Below are 16,857 nucleotides of genomic sequence, written 5' to 3' on the forward strand. Positions count from 1 at the left end.
CCCTTTACGATGCGCCCCATGAAGGAACGAACGGCGCAGATGCGCTGGGAGGCGCGCACCCAGGGGCCGCTGCTGGGTCTCGCCGTGGCGTTCGCCGTCGCGTACGCGGTGCCGATCGTGGCGCCCGGCGCGGACGCGTGGGTGCACAGCGCGTGCACGGTGACCGAGTGGGCCGTGTGGGCGGCGTTCGCGGCGGACTATCTCGTACGGCTGGCCCTGGCGCCGGGCAGGTGGCTGTTCGTGCGCAGCCATCCGCTGGACCTGCTCGCGGTGGCCCTGCCGCTGGTGCAGCCGCTGCGGCTGCTGCGGCTGGTCTCCACCCTGCTGCTGGTGGGGCGGCGGGCCCGGATGGCCCCGCAGATCACGCTGACCACCTACGTGGGCGGCGCCGTGGTGGGGCTGATGATGTTCGGCTCGCTCGCGGTCCTGCGGGTGGAGCGGGACGCGCCGGGCGGAAACATCAGGACACTCGGCGACGCGGTGTGGTGGTCGTTCACGACGATGACGACGGTCGGCTACGGGGACCACGCGCCGACGACCGGGCTGGGCCGGCTGCTGGCGGTCGGACTGATGATCTCGGGCATCGCCCTGCTCGGTGTGGTGACGGCGAACATCGCGGCCTGGTTCATCGCCCGCTTCGAGAGGGACGACGCCGAGGAGCGCCGGCAGACCGCGCTGCTGGAGGCGCTGACAAGCGAGGTGAAGCAGCTCCGCGCGGAGGTGGCGCGGCTGTCGGGCACGGAGGCGGGCGCTTCCGTGCCCGGGCAGGCTGACCGTTGAGGCCCGGTTCGCCTCGGTTGCTCTGGATCTAGTTCTCCCAGATCTTGAACGCCCTTACCCGGTAGGGGGATTCGGGCACCCAGATACCGCCGCCGGGGTAGGTCTCGAACTCGCCCGTCTCCGCGCACTCAGCGGACTGGTACGTGGTCACCGGGCGGCCCGTGCGGTTGGCGAGGGAGACCGCGGTGGTGCCGGCCGGGAGCGGCACACAGCTGTCGATGTCGGTGCCGGCGAGTTCATGGGCCGTGCGGGCGCCCTGGAAGCCGCTCTTCGCCCAGAGGCACAACTCACCGGCGGCGCACGCCCCGAGGCGCAAAGGCGGGGCCGCCGGGGCCGCGGACGCGGCGGCGGGTGCGAGCAGGGCGGTGGCGGCCAGCGCGGCCGCCGCGAACACAGTCGTACGCATACGGATCGTCCCCCGTGTCGTGTGGATCACTTGACCGCAGCCTGACCTGCGCCGGCACGGCCGCGGAAGAGGGCGGCCGCGTGATCACCCGGATAGGCGAGAGCCCCGCCGGGAGTGTCCGGCGGGACTCCGGCGGGCGCTGCGTTGACGTCAGATGTGGGCGGCGCCCGCACCGGCCTCCGCGTTCTCGCCGCGCTTGGTGAGCATGGCGACCAGGGCGGCGACGACCGCGACGACGCCGGCGACGGTGAACGCCAGGCCCATGCCGGACATGAACGTGTCATGGATGACGTCACCGATCCTGGTGACCAGGTCCGGCGTCACGCCGGGCGCCTTCGCCAGTTCCTCGGGGACGGCGCCGAACTCGGCGGCCTCCTCCAGTCGCGGGTCCGGCGGGACGGGAATGCCCGCCTCTCGCCAGTTGTCCGCGAACTCGGCGCTCACCTTGGAGGACATGACGGCACCCAGCACGGCGGTGCCGAGCGCGCCGCCGACCTGCATGGCCGCCTGCTGGAGGCCGCCTGCGACGCCGGAGAGCTCCAGCGGCGCGTTGCCGACGATGACCTCGGTGGCGCCCACCATGACCGGCGCGAGGCCGAGACCCAGCAGGGCGAACCAGAGGGACATCACGAACGTACCCGTGCCCTCGGTCAGGGCGGTCATCCCGAACATCGCGACCGCCGTGCAGACCATGCCGCCGACGAGCGGGACGCGCGGTCCGAACGTGGTGATCAGAGCGCCCGCCAGCGGCGAGGACACGATCATCATCGCCGTCAGGGGCAGCAGCCGCAGACCGCTGTCGACCGGGCTGAGGCCCTTGACGCCCTGGAGGTAGAACGTCACGAAGAACAGGCCGCCCATGAAGGCGAAGGCCATCAGCACCATCAGGACCGTACCCGCGGAGAGCGGGACGGAGCGGAAGAGACCGAGTGGGATCAGCGGCTCCTCGACCTTCGTCTCCCAGAAGGCGAAGAGGGCGAAGAGGAGGATCGCGCCGCCGAGGCAGAGCCAGGTCCGGCCGCCGCCCCAGCCCCAGGACTCGCCGGCCTTGATCAGGCCGTAGACCAGCGCGCCCATGGCCCCCGAGAGCAGCACGATGCCGGGGACGTCGAACGAACGCGGCGCGTTCTCCGCGCGGTGGTCCCGGAGGATCACCAGACCGAAGAGGAGGGCGACGACGCCGACGGGCACGTTGACGAAGAACACCGACTGCCAGCTGACGTGCTCGACGAGCAGACCGCCGAGGATCGGGCCGCCCGCCGTGGAGGCGCCGATGACCATGCCCCAGATGCCGATCGCCATGTTCAGCTTCTCGGCGGGGAACGTGGCACGCAGCAGGCCGAGGGCGGCCGGCATCAGCAGCGCGCCGAACAGGCCCTGGAACACGCGGAACAGGATGACGAGGGCGATGGAGTCGGACAGGCCGATCGCCGCCGAGGCCGCGGCGAAGCCCGCGATGCCGATCAGGAACGTCTGGCGGTGGCCGAAGCGGTCACCGAGCTTGCCCGCCGTGATCAGGGCGACGGCGAGGGCGAGCAGGTAGCCGTTGGTGATCCACTGGACCTGTGACAGGGATGCGCCGAGGTCCTTCTGGATCGCCGGGTTGGCGATCGCGACGATCGTGCCGTCCAGCGCGACCGTCATCACACCGATGGCGACGGCGAACAGGGTCAGCCAGGGGTGGCCGCGCAGCCCCTTGACGGGCGCCGGGGCGGAGTCCTGGGGACCTCCGGGCTCTCTCGGCGCCTTTGCGACGGTGGTCCGACTAGTCATACGGCGAGGCTAATGTCAGCGGCTGACAGTTGACAAACGCATTCGGTAGTCGGTAGCTGTCAGCTCGCCCACAGGTACGCTGAGCTGGACGAATGCCGGGGAAAGAGGACGATGACGTGACGGTCGAGCCGACCGGACTGCGCGCCCGTAAGAAGCAGCGCACCCGCGACGCCCTGGTGCGCGTGGCCCTCGAGCTGTTCACCACGCAGGGATACGAGACGACGACGGTCGACGAGATCGCCGACGCGGTCGAGGTGTCCCAGCGCACCTTCTTCCGGTACTTCGCCAGCAAGGAGGAGGTCGCGTTCGCCGTCCAGGAACTGGCGGAGTCGCACTACCTCGCCGCCCTGCGCGAACGCCCTGCCGAGGAAGGCCCGTTCGAGGCGATGCGCAACGCCGTCTCCGCGTCCTGGGACACCATCGGGGTGGCCATCGAGGAGATCGTCCCGCTCGACCTGTACATGCGCAGCTTCCTGATGATCGAGTCGACCCCGGCACTGCTCGCGGCGCATCTGCGGCGCTCCGCGGACATGGAGGACCTGCTCGCCCGCCTGATCGCCGAGCGCGAGGGCCTGGACGTGGACGCCGACCCGCGGCCGCGGGTGGCGGTGGCCGCGTTCGGCGGGGTCATGCGGATGACCGGTCGGCTGTGGGGCCGGGGCGAGGACCCGAGCGTGGAGGCGATCCGCGCGCTGACCGAGACCTATCTCGACCATCTGGGCCCGGCGCTGGCGGGCGACTGGCGCGGGGGCGGCTGACGCCGCGGGGTGCGCGGTGCTCGCGCCGGCCGGGCGGGTGAGACCGGTGCGCGTGCTGCGCCACGGCGCCGGACAGGGCGGGCGGCGTCGCCTGCCCGGCCCGCCGCCGGAGGGGAGGGACGCCCACGGCGGGAGGCGCTACACGACGCACCGCGGGCGGCAGACGGCGGTTGTGCGACCGCGCCCGCCCGGCCCGCCGACGGAGGCAGCGGACGCCGAGCGGCCGCGCGCACGATGCGGAGGCGCGACACGACGCATCGCGGACGGCAGACGGCGGTTCACTGTCGGCGCCCGGCCCGCCCGCGGAGGCAGCGAACGCCGAGCGGCCGCGCGCACGATGCGGAGGCGCGACACGACGCACCGGGGGCGGCAGACGGCGGTTCACTGTCGGCGCCCGGCCCGCCCGCGGAGGCAGCGAACGCCGAGCGGCCGCGCTCATGGCACGAGGCACGACCAGATGGCGGTGCGGCCTCGGTGGCCGCGCCGCTGACGGACCAGCGCGGCCCGGCGCTCGGCGGCGCGCGCGGCGCCCGGGCGCGTACGGCCGGCAGCTGGTCGCGCTCGGGGCGACACGGCGCAACACCCGGCAGGAGTACGGGTGTCCGGCGCCACGCGCGGGCGCGGGGCCCGGCACGTGCTCGGCCGGACGCGGCGCGGGGCGCGTCAACGCGGCGCGCAGGCGCGCGCGTTGTGCCGATGCGTACGCCGCGCGCACGGAACGTCACCCTCCTGCCCCTTCATTCCTCCTTCACACGTGATCTGCCTCACCCTCTTCGCGCCCGTGGCCACCCTTCTCCTAGGGTGTCCCGCAGTGACTTCTTTCGACGCCTCCCCCGCCCCGACCGTCTGGCGCGCCCTGCTCGCCCTGACGGTGGTCTTCATGATGCTCGCGACCACCGGGTGGACCGCCATACGAGATCAGGGCGGCCCGCGCACCGCTCTGGCCGCCGAACTGGCGGGCTGGCGCAAGGCCCGGATCGGAGCCGAGGCGCTGCCCGCGCCGGACTCGGCACCCGCCCGGCTCGCCGCGTTCTTCGCGTCGATCGGCAGCGCCGGGGGCAAGCGGCTCGCCGCCGACTTCCCTCATGTGGTGGGCAACCTCAACGGCGCGCCGGTCACCCTGCGTTACCGGGCGAACCGCCAGGCGCTCGCCGCGTCCCTCGCCGCCGAACGGCGGCGGGTCGCCGACCCCGGCCTCACCGCGGAAGGCCATCACGAGGCGGTCCGGCGGATGCACCGGTTCCGCGCGCTGATGGACAGCGGTCGGCAGATCCTTGCCTTCGACCCGACGGGGCCCGGCCGGGTCGCCGAGGTCTTCGGCGACCTCGACCGCGCCGAACGGGTGTCGGTGATCGTCCCCGGCGTCGACACCAATCTGCTCACGTTCCAGAAGACCGCCCGCAAGTACACCGCGCCGGTCGGCATGGCGCAGTCGCTGTACACGGCCGAACGGGTCGCCGCGCCCGGCGTGCGTACCGCCGTCATCGCCTGGGCCGACTACACCTCGCCGGTCGGCGTCGGCATGGATTCCGCGATCGGGCGGCTCGCCGAGAGCGGCGCCGTGCGGCTGAAGGCCCTCACCGAAGCGCTGCCCGGCGACTCCAGGATCGCGCTCTTCTGCCACAGCTACGGCTCCGTGGTCTGCGGGGTGGCCGCCCGCAATCTGCCGGAGCGGGTCGAGGACATCGCGGTCTCCGGCAGCCCGGGGATGCGTGCCCAGCACGTCTCCGAGCTCGGGACCGGCGCCCGCGTCTGGGCCACGCGCGACAGCGACGACTGGATCCAGGACGTGCCGCACCTGGCGGTCGGCGGGCTCGGGCACGGCGAGGACCCGGTGACGCCGGAGTTCGGTGCGCGGGTGGTCTCCGCGGAGCGCGCGATCGGACACACCGGCTATTTCGAGCCGGGTACGGAGAGCCTGGACAACTTCGCCGAGATCGGCGTGGGTTCGTACGAGGGCGTCAGCTGCGCGGGCGCCACCGACACCTGCCGCAGTGGCATTTACGGCGAGGACGCGGGCCAACGCGCGTAGAGCGTCGGTGAACGGGCTTGTGACCGAGGGGCGACGGACAGGCGTCGGCCGCATACGATGAGGCACATGGGTGATGTGCTGGCCGGTATTCAAGCCACCTGGGAGTTCGAGACCGACTCCGTGCTCATCCGCTTCGATCGGGGGATCCGCAGGCCGAAGCTCTTCTCGGCCCTGCGTGAACGGCGCGTCCCCCACGAGGCGTTGGCCACGGTGACACTCACGCCCGGCAAGCCCGGGACCGTCGTCCTGCACGCCGTGCCGAGACCCGGCGCCGACCCGCTGATGGACGCGGCGGCGGGGCAGCTCAAGGATGCCAGCGATCCGTACCGGCTGGTGCTGTCGGCCGAGCGCGAGACGCTCGCCGAGTACTACGCGGACGCGCTGCGCGACGCGCTCGGCCCGGACGCGGACCGTCCCGCCGAGCGGTACACCGTGGCCGCGCCCCCGGCGCCGCTGGGCTTCAAGGCCTACGACGGGAAGGCGTCCTTCGACGGCTCGCGCGTGAGATTCCGCTGGTCGCGCACGGCGGCGTCGACGGCCAAGTGGAACGCGGGGGACCAGAGTTTCGCGGTGTCCGAGCTGACGGGGGTGGAGTGGCGCTCCCCGGAGGCGTTCGACGGCTATCTGCGCCTGGTGCCGCGCCCCGGCGCCTGCGCCCCCGCTGCCCCGCCGGCCTCGCAGGCGGACCAGGATCCGGCGGCGGTGGTGTTCGGGCTGGGCTACGGGCCGGTGCACGAGTCGCTGCCGTTCGCGGCGGCGGTACTGGAGTCCGTCCGCGCCCAGTCCCCCGCCCCCGCCCTGACGGCGCCCCCCGCCCGCCGCGACCCGGCGGACATCGCGGACCGGATACGGCACTTGGGGGACCTGCACCTGGCGGGGCTGGTGACGGACGAGGAATTCACCAAGAAGAAGGCGGAACTGCTGGCGGAGCTGTGAGCACGGCGCCTCCGGCGGTCTGATCGCGTTTCCCGGCCCGGGCCCGCTCCGCGCTGCCGCTGGCGCGACCCTTCACCCCGGAGGAGCTGGCCGCCGCGGGCGAGCCCGGCTTCCGTTGGGGCGACCGTGCGTGGCTGCCCGGTTCGCTGGCTCTGAGTGGGGAACACGGGCGCAGGGCGGCCGAGTTGCTGGCCCCGCGGCTGGAGTGGCTTGGGGCGCCGGCAGCCGATTGAGCCGCGGCCGCGGGTCGCCGGTGCGCGCCTGAGATCAGCCCCGCTCCCTCCCGGCGCGGGCGTCCGCGTAGAACTGGATCTTGTGGTCCAGCACCGCGAGCGTGTCCCGGAGCTCGGCGATCCGGTCGACGACGTCACGCCGGGTGCGCTCCAGCAGGTCCGCGCGTGCCTCGAAGGTGTGCTCGCCCTCGCGGACCAGCTCGGCGTACCTGACCATGTCCGCGACGGACATCCCGGTCAGCCGGAGCTTGCCGACGAAGGCGAGCCAGTCCAGGTCGCGGTTGCTGAAGCGGCGCTGCCCGGTGTGCGAGCGGTCGACGTGGGGCATCAGTCCGATCCGCTCGTACCAGCGCAGGGTGTGCGCGCTGAGTCCGGTGAAGGAGACGACCTCGCTGATCGTGTAGTGGTCCTGGCCGTCGGGGCGCGGATGCGCGCGGGGTGCGGCCTTGCAGAGATCGGTCCGGGCGGTCGGGGACGTGCTCTCGATCACCGTCATGCGCTCCACGCTAGAACCCTGGAGTGCACTCGAAGCAAGCGCAATCCCGTGGCGATCCGGGCGGAGCCCGCACTAGCCTGCCGGGCCATGAGCCCCGCACGCCCCGCCGGCCCCGCCGACGCCGAAGAACTGGTCCGCCTCCGCAAGGTCATGCAGGACTCCTGCCACGGCCCCGACCCGGATGTGAGCTGGCAGCCGGCCGCCGTGGCGACGCTGCGCGAGCGGCTGGCCGACGCGTCCGGCGACCTGGCCGCGTACGTCGTCGACCGGCCCGGCGGCGGGCTCGCCGCCTGTGCGGTGGGCACGATCGAGTACCGGCTGGGTGGTCCGGGCAACCCTCAGGGCACCACCGGCTACGTGTTCAGCGTCGCCACGGACGAGGACATGCGCCGGCGCGGGCTCTCCCGCGCCTGTATGGAGGGCCTGCTCGGCTGGTTCCGCGAGCGGGACGTGCGCCGGATCGATCTGCGCGCCTCCTCGGACGGCGAGCCGCTGTACGCGTCGCTGGGCTTCGTCCGCACTCCGGACCCGGCCATGCGGCTCACCCTGTAGCACCGTCTAGGCTCGTACGCATGCACAGCCTGGCGATGATCGAGAACTGGCCGGTACCGACCGCGGCGGCCGCCGTCGTGCGCGCCGACGGGACCGTGGCCGGTTCCCACGGCCCGACCGGCCGCCGCTTCCCCCTCGCCTCCGTCACCAAGCCGCTCGCGGCCTACGCGGCGCTGGTGGCGTACGAGGAGGGCGCGATCGAGTTCGACGAGCCGGCCGGGCCCGAGGGCGCGACCGTCCGTCATCTGCTCGCCCACACCTCGGGGCTCGCCTTCGACGAGCACCGGGTGATGTCCGCGCCCGGCACGCGCCGGATCTACTCGAACGCGGGGTTCGAGGCGCTCGGCGACCACATCGCCAAGGCGACCGAGATCCCGTTCGCCGAGTACCTGCACCAGGCCGTGCTGGAGCCGCTCGGCATGACGTCCACCACGCTGGAGGGCTCGCCGGCCAAGGACGGCGTCTCGACGGTCGACGACCTGGTGCGGTTCGCGGCCGAGGTGCAGGCGCCGCGGCTGCTGGATCCGCGCACGGTCCTGGAGGCCATGTCGGTCGTGCACCCGGGGCTGTCCGGGATCCTGCCCGGGTACGGCCACCAGAAGCCCAACGACTGGGGCCTCGGCTTCGAGATCCGTGACGCCAAGTCGCCGCACTGGACGGGCGCCTCGTCCTCGCCGCGCACCTTCGGCCACTTCGGCCAGTCCGGCACGTTCCTGTGGATCGACCCGGACGCGCGGGCCGCGTGCGTGGCGCTCACGGACCGGGCGTTCGGCCCGTGGGCGATCGAGGCGTGGCCGCCGTTCACGGACGCGGTGCTGGCGGAGCTGCGTCGCTAGAGGTGGCCGCGGGTGTCATGCCGGCAGGCGAGTCCCGGCCGGCCGTGCCCCCGGGCGTCACCTCGGGTTCGGCGGCCGGCACCCGCGGCACGTCCGTCGGCGCCGGGCCCGACCCGGCGTCGCAGCGGGCCGGTGCGAGCGTGCCGTCCACCCCCCGCAGGGTCACCTCCGTCTGCCCCTCGGCGTCCTCGGCGTAGGCGATCGTGCAGACGAGCTGCCGCCGCGCGGCCCCGGTCAGATCGAACACGCGGGCGGCCATCGTGACGACCACCGTGCCGCGGCCCGGTTCGACCTCGGGCGCGGAGGCGAGGGCCGGAAGGGCGACGGCGCTGCGGAGCCCGTACCCCTCCTCCTCCGGGCTGGGGCCGTTCAGCAGCGCGGCGACGGTCTTGGCGGTCGACGGCCGCGGGCGCTCGACGGCGTCGTCACCGAAGGGCTCGCCCGTGTAACGGCTCACCGGCATCAGCGTGCCCTGGGGCGAGTAGAAGAACAGGAGCATCCGCACCTCGCGTGCGGGAAGCACGTCGACGGTGGCCGGGCCGCCCGCCTCGATGACATCGGACTCCTGGATGCCGCACGCCGTGAGCGACACCGCGGCCGCCAGGCCCGCCAGGACGGCGCGTCCGCGCTTCCTCGTGCTCATGCCGTCACCCTCGCCTTCCGTGGTCCGCGGGGATCTCGACGGTGAACACCGCGCCGCCGCCGGGCCCGTTGGCGGCGCGGATGGTGCCGCCGTGCAGCCGTACGTTCTCCTGGGTGATCGCGAGCCCGAGTCCGCTGCCCGCCGACCGGGTACGGGCCGCGTCCGCCTTGTAGAAGCGGTCGAAGACGTGCGGCAGCACGTCGGGGCGGATGCCGGGCCCACTGTCGGTGACCTCGGTGACCAGCAGCGGTGTGCCGTCCGGGGCCGCCCCCGTGCGCAGCCGTACGGTGACGGGCGCGCCGCCGTGGCGCAGCGCGTTGCCGACGAGGTTGGCGACGACGACGTCGAAGCGGCGGGGGTCGAGGCGGAAGCGGATGCCGTCGGGCAGGTCGGTGCGCACCTGGCCGGTCCAGTGCCGGTTCTCCAGGGTCTTGCGTATGGTCTCCGCGGCGTCGACCTCGTCGGTGTTGAGCTCAGCGGCGCGGGCGTCGAAGCGGGAGATCTCCATCAGGTCCTCCACGAGGACCGCGAGCTTGCCCGTCTCCGCGCTGATCAGCCGCACGGCCCGCGCGGTGTCCGGGTCGAGCGAGTCCGCGTCCTCGTCGAGGACCTCGGTGACGGCGAGCATTCCGGCGAGCGGGGTGCGCAGTTCGTGCGAGACGTCGGAGGCGAAGCGGCGGGCGCGGGCCTCGGCCTTCTGCAGTTCGTCGACGGATCTCTCCAGTTGGGCCGCCGACTCGTTGAACGTGTGGGCCAGGTCGGCGAGTTCGTCGCGGCCCCGGGCCCGGATCCGGGCGTCGAGCCGGCCGCTGCCCATCGAGCGGGCGGCCTCCCGCAGTTCGCGGACCGGCCGCAGGACGCCGCGCGCGGCGATCAGCGCGGGTACGAGCGCGATGGCGAGGCCGGGCAGTGCGCCGTCGCGGGCCGCGGTGACCAGGGCGTCGATGTTCGCCTGTTCGTCCGACATCGGCATCACGGCGTACAGCACGAGCCCCGTGGGCAGCGTTCCGCCCGCGCCGACCTTCACCACCACGGGCATGGCGATGGTCAGGTACGGCACGCCGTCCTTGACGACGCGTTCGAAGCTGCCGTGCGGGGAGCCCTCGCGGGCGGTGCGGCGCAGCTCCTCGGTGATCACGGTCGATGTGGGGCTCGTGCCGGAGGAGGCCCGCAGCGAGCCGTACTCGGCGAAGACGAACCAGGGGTGCGGTTTGGCCTTGCGCGCGATGCCGCGCAGCACTTCCTGCATCACGGTGCGGTCCACGGGCAGCCCGACGCCGAGTGTCTGGACCTGCTCGCGGAAGGACTCCACCGCCGTGTCCTGGGCGCTCGCGAGAACCGCGTTGCGCGCCTCGCGGTAGGTGAGCGCGGCGGTCGTCCCGGCGCTGACGACGGCCACCAGCAGGAAGGCGATGACCAGCCGGGTGCGCAGTCCGAACGCGGCGATACGGCCCCGGCCGCCGCTCCCGGCGCCGCGCCTGCCCGGCCCCCGGTCCCCGCCGCTCCGCCGGCGTCCCACGGCGGGCTTCACGGCGGAGTTCACGGCGGGCCCCGTAGCGGGCTTCACCGCGGGCTTCACTCCGGGCTTCCCTGCGGGCTTCACGGCGGGTCTCACAGCGGCCCGAAGCGGTAGCCGAAGCCCCGCAGGGTCTGGATGTACCGCGGGGCGCCCGAGCCGTCCTCGATCTTGGTCCGCAGCCGCCGTACGCACGCGTCGACGAGCCGTGCGTCGCCGTGGTAACTGTGCTCCCACACGTGCTCCAGCAGTTGCTGGCGGCTGAACACCTGCTCCGGGGCGGCGGACAGGTGGAGCAGCAGCTTCAGTTCCGAGGGGGCGAGGGCGAGCGGCCGGCCGGCCTTGGTGACGGTGAGACCGGCGCGGTCGATGGCGAGTTCGCCGTGGGACTCGACGGCGGGCCTGCCAGCCCCCGGCCCCTCGATACGGCGCAGCACGGCCCGGATCCGGGCCTCGATCACCTCGGTCCGGGCCGGTTTGACGATGTAGTCGTCCGCGCCCGCCTCCAGGCCGATGACGACGTCGAAGTCGTCGCCGCGGGCGGTGAGCATGATGATGGGCAGCTGGCTGTTCTCCCGTACGCGGCGGCAGACCTGGACGCCGTTCATGCCGGGCAGCATCAGGTCGAGCAGCAGCAGGTCGGGCCGGAAGGCGCGCAGGGCGTCGAGTCCGGCCTCGCCGGTGGCGGCGGTACGGACCTCGTGGCCCCGGCGGCGCAGCCCGAGTTCGACCCCTTCGCGTACCGAGGGGTCGTCTTCGATGAGGAGGACGCGTGGCATGGGCGGGTGTCTCCAGGTCGTGGTCAGCGTCGGGCGGTGCGGCGGCGGAGCCGGGCCGTGGCCCCGGACAGCAGCGCGGCGGTCCCGTCCAGCCGCAGGGGCCGGGCGAGCAGGGCGAGGACGGCCGCGATCACGAGGACGCCCGCGGCGGCGGCGGCGAGCGCGCCGGCCGGGGCGGCCCAGCGGGCGGCGAGATGTGCGGCGGCCGTGGCGAGGGCGGCGGCGGCGAGCAGCCGCAGCTGCCCGCGCAGGGTCGCCGAACGCCACAGGGCGCCGCTGCCGCCCGCGAGCCTGCGGTGCAGGACGTACGCCGTGACGGCCCAGCCCGTGAACAGCGCCAGCGAGTACGCCGCGGCGATGCCGGTGACGGCCCAGCGCGCGGGCAGCAGGGTGTACGCGGTCGCGGACAGTGCCGCGTTGAGGCCGGTGATCACGAGGTTGAGGAGGAAGGGGGTGCGGGTGTCGGACAGGGCGTAGAAGGCGCGGGAGAGCACGTACTGGCCGGAGAAGGCGACGAGTCCGGGGGCGAACGCCATCAGGATGCCCGCCATGACGGCGGTGTCGTCGGCGTCGACCGCGCCGTACTGGAAGACGAGCGTCATCACGGGCCCCGCGAGGGCGAGCAGCGCGCACGCGGCGGGCACGATCAGGGCGGCGCTGGTGCGCAGCGCGTAAGCGACGTCCCTGCGCACGGCGGCCGTGTCCCCGTCGGCGGCGGCGCCGCTCATACGGGGCATGAGCGCGGTCACGAGCGAGACGGTGACGATGCCGTGCGGCACGGCCCACAGCATGTAGGCGTTGTTGTACGCGCTGAACCCGGCGCCGTCGATGTGCGCGGCGGCGGCCCGCGCGCCGGCTGCGGTGGCCAGTTTGGTGGTGACCCAGTAGGCGGCCTGGTTGGTCAGCACGAGCAGGACGAGCCAGCCGGCGGAGCGCAGGGGGCGGGTGAGCCCGCTGCCGCGCCAGTCGAAGCGGGGGCGGAAGCGGAACCGGGCGGCGCGCAGGAACGGCAGCAGGGCGAGCGCCTGGACGGCGATGCCCGCGGTGGTGCCCCAGCCGAGGAGGGCGGTCTCGGCGGGGGTGAGCGCGCCGCCGTCTCCGGCCGCGAGGTACAGGCCGAAGACGGCGATGACGACGAGGTTGTTGAGGACGGGCGTCCACATCATGGCGCCGAACCGGCCGCGGGCGTTGAGGACCTGCCCGAGCAGGGTGAAGAGGCCGAGGAAGAAGATCTGCGGCAGGCAGTACCGGGCGAACGCGACCGTCATGGCGGCCTGTTCGCCGGGGTAGTCCGTGTACGCGTCGACGATCGCGGGCGCGGCCCAGACGGCGGCGGCGGTGATGCCGAGCAGGGCGAGCACGCAGACGGTGAGCAGCCGGTCGGTGTACGCGGCGCCGCCGTCCGGATGCTCCTTGGCGGCCTTGACGAGCTCGGGCACGAAGACGGCGTTGAGCGCGCCGCCGAGGAGGAGCATGTAGACGATGGTGGGTACGGAGTTGCCGACGGCGTACCCGTCGGCGGCGGTCCCCACCCCGAGCCCCGCGGCGACGACGGCGGACCGCACGAACCCGGTGGCCCGCGACACGACGGACCCGGCGGCCATGACGGCACCACTGCGCGCGGCGGACGCGGCTCCGCGGGGGACGGCGTTTCCGGCGACCGCGCGCTCCGCCGGAGCGGCGCAGGCGTCGGCCCCGGGACCCGCGGGCCCGACCCGGCTCGGCGCGACCGAGTCGCCCGCCGGCGGGGCAGCGACAAACCGGTCCGCCTCCGGCGCGTCCGCGTCCGCGTCGGCGGAGCCGGCCGGGAAGACCCGGTCGCACCCGGCCCGGCCGCCGGCCACGGCTCCCGCGGGCGCGGCGCTGCCCGGCGCAGCCGGAACTCCCGCGCCCGCGTGGCCGTCCCGACCAGCCGGAACGGCCACGACCCCGGCGGGGCCCCCGGCCCCGGGTACCGCGCGGTCGCCGAGAGCCCGGCCCACCGGCCCGGCCGGCCCACCGGCCAGCCGGTCCGCCTCCGGCGCGTCCGCGTCCGCCTCGGCGGCACCGGCCGAGCCGGCCGGGAAGACCCGGTCGCACCCGGCTCGGCCGCCGGCCACGGCTCCCGCAGATTCGGCGCTGCCCGGCGCAGCCGGAACTCCCGCGCCCGCGAAGCCGGTTGCGACCGGTCGGCAAGCCGTCGGCGCGGTGTCGCCGCCGGCGGCAGGTTCGGTGTCGGCAGCCTCGGCCGCCGGCGCACGGCCCGGCGCGACCGAGAGCATGGGCCGCCCGGACAACTCCGGCGCAGCCGGAGCCTCCGCCCCGGCGGGGCCGGGTGGGCCCGGCACGGGCGTGGGCGCCTGGGCGGCGGACCTGCGCGCATTGCGCGTCATCGGCGGGCCAGGTACGCCTGGAACGCCCGGTACAGCGCATGGTTGGCGGTGCCGTCCAACGGTCTCTCCCATTCCCCCAGGGTCTCGACGACCTCTCCCCCGGTGCCGAGCTTCCAGCGCAGCAGTCCGTACCCGCGGTCGCCGGGGTCGAGGGTGGAGGGTACCCCGCGCATGTCGTAGACGTCGGCGCCGAGGGCGTGGGCGTCCTGCATCATCCGCCACTGCAACAGGTTGGACGGCCGCACCTCACGGCGGTGGTCGGCCGACGCCCCCGTCTGGTACCAGACGCGGCGGCCCACCCGGATCATGGTGTGCGCGGCGAGGATCTCCCCCCGGTGCCGGGCCAGGTACAGCGTCATCCGCCCCGGCTCCTCGGCGTTGAGCGCCGCGTACTGGCGCTCGTAGTACGCGAGCGAGCGGCCGAGCCGGAAGCCGTCGCGCTCCTCGGTGATCCGCAGCAGCCGGTAGAACTCGGGCAGGTCCGCCGCGCTGCCCACCACCGTCTCCACCCCCTCCTTCCGCGCCCGCCGCACATTGCGACGCCACTCCTGGTTCAGGCCGGACCACAGGTCCTCGACGGTCCGGCCGACGAGCGGCAGGCGGAACACGTACCGGGGCTGCGCGTCGCCGTCCTCCTCGCCCCCGCACCGGTGCCAGCCGCGGGCGCGCAGCCGTTCGGCGACGGCCGTCCCCAGCGGGTCGACCTCGCGGGCGAGCACGTCCGCGAGCCGCCGGTCCGCCCCGGCGGCCGCCTTGAGCCGGGCGGCGTCCCAGCTGCGGTGCTCCGGCGACGGACCGATCCGCACGGCGAACGCGCCCGCGGTGCGCAGCAGCCTCAGCAACGGGGTGAGCCAGGCGTCCATGCCCGGATCGGCCCAGTCGGCGACGGGCCCCTCGGGAAGGTACGCGAAGGACTTGCGTGTACCGGGGAGTTGGCGCAGCAGCACCAGGGCCACGCCGCTGAGCTCCCCCGCCTCCGGCCGGGGCCCCCAGCCGACGAGCAGCGGACGCCAGCCCTCCTTCACCTCGGCCCAGGACGGGCACTGGAGGAAGCCGGGCCCGAGAGCACTCCCGGCACGGGACGCGAGGAAGGCGCGGTAAGCCTCTTCGGTGATGGGACCGAGCGGTGTTTCCTGGCCGCGGTCGGCCGGCACGAGCAGCGCAGACACGGTGTGGGACCTCTCTGTGTTCGCGGAATGCCGTGGATGCTCACAGCCGTCCGTGACCGGTCCACGCGGCGGATGTGACCGGACGATGACCATTCGGCCCCAAACGGCCGTCATATCGCCCTACGGCCCCTCACCTGCGATTTCTCGGTCCTACGCTCGTCGCATCCCACTTCGTTCCGCGACCACGGAGGTTCCGTAGATGTCTGTGAGCCGTGCAGCCGCGCGCCGTATACGCATGCGCGTCGCGGCCGCCGCCGTGTTGCTGGCCCCGCTCGCCGCCTGCTCCCCCGGCCCCACGGAGGCACCGGCCGACGACGCGAAGCCCGGTGCCCGCGCCGCCGACGACCGTCCGGCGACCGTGACGGTGTCCCCGAGCGGGCGCGCTGTCCGGGCCGGGCAGCCGGTGAAGGTGACCGCCTCCGGCGGCACGCTCGCCTCCGTGACGGTCACCGACACCGAGGGCCGCACGCTGAAAGGCTCGGCAAGGGACGGCAGTTGGCAGTCCGAACGCAAGGCCGTCCCCGGCACCACGTACACGGTGAAGGCCACCACCCGTACCGCGGGCGGCACGGAGCGCACCACGTCCACGTCGTTCACGACCGCCCCGGCCGCCAAGGTCAACAAGGTCGACTGGCGGCCCGGAGCGGCCACCACTGTCGGCGTCGCCCAGCCCCTGTCGCTCGTCTTCGACAACCCGGTGACCGAAAAGGCGGAGGTGGAGCGGCAGTTGAGGGTCACCACCTCCGACGGCACCGAGGGCTCCTGGGGCTGGATGAAGGACTGGTCGGGCCGCGACAGGATCGACTGGCGGCCCAAGGCGTACTGGAGGCCCGGCACGAAGGTCACCCTGGAGGCCCGGCTGAACGGCACCGACTCGGGTGCGGGCGGCGGCTGGTTCGTCCGCGACTACGCGACGTCGTTCACGGTCGGCGCGCGCCAGATAGTCAAGGTCGACCTCGACCACCACAGACTGACGCTCGAGCGCGACGGCCGCACCGTGCGGACCATCCCCGTCTCCGGCGGAACACCCGGCGGAGACAAGCGGTCCTGGCGCGGCACGACGGTGCTGATGGCGAAGGAGGGAAGGATCAACATGAACTCCGAGACGGTCGGCCTCGCGGACGCCTACGACAAGATGGTCGACTACTCGATGCGCCTGACCTGGTCGGGCATGTACGCGCACGCGGCGCCCTGGAACGACAAGTGGATGGGCAAGGCCAACAGGAGCTCCGGCTGCATCGGCATGAGCGACGCGAACGCCGCCTGGTTCTACGCCCAGGTCCGCCCCGGCGACCCGTTCGAGATCACGGGCAGGGACACCAAGGGCGTCCCCGCGCCCGGAAACGGCTTCGGCGAGTGGAACCTCTCCTGGGAGGAGTGGCGGACGAAGAGCGCGCTGCACCCGTCAGGTGAGTGATTCCCGGCGGAACGCGAGAGCCCGGGGAGCGTGATCGCGCACGAGCACGCGCCCGGCTGTCAGCGGCAGAGCGATCCCCGGTGGCGGCTGGAGGCGCTGTGCACCAGCCCGCCCGTGGACCCCGACGAGGACGAGCGGCTCCGCCTGGCGACGGCCGCG

The 16,857-nt window shown here is 73.9% G+C and carries 15 protein-coding genes; 7 read left to right on the plus strand and 8 right to left on the minus strand.

What is annotated here, in order from left to right:
- The first annotated feature begins 18 nt into the window (after positions 1-18).
- Positions 19-780, plus strand: coding sequence for an ion channel (locus AB0K02_RS01535; RefSeq protein ID WP_365990306.1), 762 nt, complete (start codon positions 19-21; stop codon positions 778-780).
- Positions 781-808: 28 nt separating this feature from the next.
- Here the strand turns inward: AB0K02_RS01535 and AB0K02_RS01540 are convergent, their stop codons facing one another.
- Both AB0K02_RS01540 and AB0K02_RS01545 read right to left on the minus strand, forming a co-directional pair.
- Positions 809-1,186 carry a peptidase inhibitor family I36 protein gene (locus AB0K02_RS01540; protein ID WP_365990307.1) on the minus strand — a complete coding sequence of 126 codons (378 nt, stop codon included), beginning with the start codon at positions 1,184-1,186 and terminating at the stop codon, positions 809-811.
- 150 nt (positions 1,187-1,336) lie between these two features.
- A complete protein-coding gene (locus AB0K02_RS01545; RefSeq protein ID WP_365990308.1) occupies positions 1,337-2,959 on the minus strand; it encodes an MFS transporter in 1,623 nt (540 codons plus the stop codon).
- 116 nt (positions 2,960-3,075) lie between these two features.
- Between AB0K02_RS01545 and AB0K02_RS01550 the strand changes: the two genes are divergently transcribed.
- The 3 genes from AB0K02_RS01550 (at position 3,076) to AB0K02_RS01560 (ending at position 6,685) form a co-directional block, all read left to right on the plus strand.
- Positions 3,076-3,717: a TetR family transcriptional regulator gene (locus tag AB0K02_RS01550; protein WP_365990309.1), complete on the plus strand. Its 642-nt coding sequence runs from the start codon at positions 3,076-3,078 to the stop codon at positions 3,715-3,717.
- A gap of 811 nt (positions 3,718-4,528) precedes the next feature.
- Positions 4,529-5,749: an alpha/beta hydrolase gene (locus tag AB0K02_RS01555; RefSeq protein WP_365990310.1), complete on the plus strand. Its 1,221-nt coding sequence runs from the start codon at positions 4,529-4,531 to the stop codon at positions 5,747-5,749.
- Between the two features lie 66 nt (positions 5,750-5,815).
- A complete protein-coding gene (locus tag AB0K02_RS01560; RefSeq protein WP_365990311.1) occupies positions 5,816-6,685 on the plus strand; it encodes a DUF4429 domain-containing protein in 870 nt (289 codons plus the stop codon).
- 267 nt (positions 6,686-6,952) lie between these two features.
- Here AB0K02_RS01560 and AB0K02_RS01565 read toward each other — a convergent pair whose 3' ends face one another.
- A complete protein-coding gene (locus AB0K02_RS01565; protein ID WP_365990312.1) occupies positions 6,953-7,414 on the minus strand; it encodes a MerR family transcriptional regulator in 462 nt (153 codons plus the stop codon).
- 87 nt (positions 7,415-7,501) lie between these two features.
- Between AB0K02_RS01565 and AB0K02_RS01570 the strand changes: the two genes are divergently transcribed.
- Both AB0K02_RS01570 and AB0K02_RS01575 read left to right on the plus strand, forming a co-directional pair.
- Positions 7,502-7,966: a GNAT family N-acetyltransferase gene (locus AB0K02_RS01570; RefSeq protein ID WP_365990313.1), complete on the plus strand. Its 465-nt coding sequence runs from the start codon at positions 7,502-7,504 to the stop codon at positions 7,964-7,966.
- 20 nt (positions 7,967-7,986) lie between these two features.
- On the plus strand, positions 7,987-8,802 hold the full coding sequence (locus tag AB0K02_RS01575) for a serine hydrolase domain-containing protein (protein WP_365990314.1): 816 nt from the start codon (positions 7,987-7,989) through the stop codon (positions 8,800-8,802).
- Here the strand turns inward: AB0K02_RS01575 and AB0K02_RS01580 are convergent.
- The 5 genes from AB0K02_RS01580 to AB0K02_RS01600 form a co-directional block, all read right to left on the minus strand.
- Positions 8,768-9,445: a hypothetical protein gene (locus tag AB0K02_RS01580; protein ID WP_365990315.1), complete on the minus strand. Its 678-nt coding sequence runs from the start codon at positions 9,443-9,445 to the stop codon at positions 8,768-8,770. The two genes, AB0K02_RS01575 and AB0K02_RS01580, sit on opposite strands and share 35 nt — an antisense overlap.
- A 4-nt stretch (positions 9,446-9,449) precedes the next feature.
- Positions 9,450-10,892 carry a HAMP domain-containing sensor histidine kinase gene (locus tag AB0K02_RS01585; RefSeq protein WP_365990724.1) on the minus strand — a complete coding sequence of 481 codons (1,443 nt, stop codon included), beginning with the start codon at positions 10,890-10,892 and terminating at the stop codon, positions 9,450-9,452.
- 164 nt (positions 10,893-11,056) lie between these two features.
- Positions 11,057-11,740 (minus strand): response regulator transcription factor, encoded by a 684-nt coding sequence (locus tag AB0K02_RS01590; RefSeq protein WP_365990316.1) that lies wholly within the window; start codon positions 11,738-11,740, stop codon positions 11,057-11,059.
- Positions 11,741-11,763: 23 nt separating this feature from the next.
- Positions 11,764-13,839 (minus strand): murein biosynthesis integral membrane protein MurJ, encoded by a 2,076-nt coding sequence (gene murJ, locus AB0K02_RS01595; RefSeq protein ID WP_365990317.1) that lies wholly within the window; start codon positions 13,837-13,839, stop codon positions 11,764-11,766.
- Positions 13,840-14,108: 269 nt separating this feature from the next.
- Positions 14,109-15,281, minus strand: a complete 1,173-nt coding sequence (locus AB0K02_RS01600) for a peptidoglycan bridge formation glycyltransferase FemA/FemB family protein (protein WP_365990318.1) — start codon at positions 15,279-15,281, stop codon at positions 14,109-14,111.
- A gap of 199 nt (positions 15,282-15,480) precedes the next feature.
- Here AB0K02_RS01600 and AB0K02_RS01605 point away from each other — a divergent pair, with 199 nt between their 5' ends.
- Positions 15,481-16,698, plus strand: a complete 1,218-nt coding sequence (locus tag AB0K02_RS01605; protein ID WP_365990319.1) for an Ig-like domain-containing protein — start codon at positions 15,481-15,483, stop codon at positions 16,696-16,698.
- Positions 16,699-16,857: the final 159 nt, after the last annotated feature.

This window comes from Streptomyces sp. NPDC049597 (assembly GCF_040675505.1).
Classification (GTDB): Bacteria; Actinomycetota; Actinomycetes; order Streptomycetales; family Streptomycetaceae; genus Streptomyces.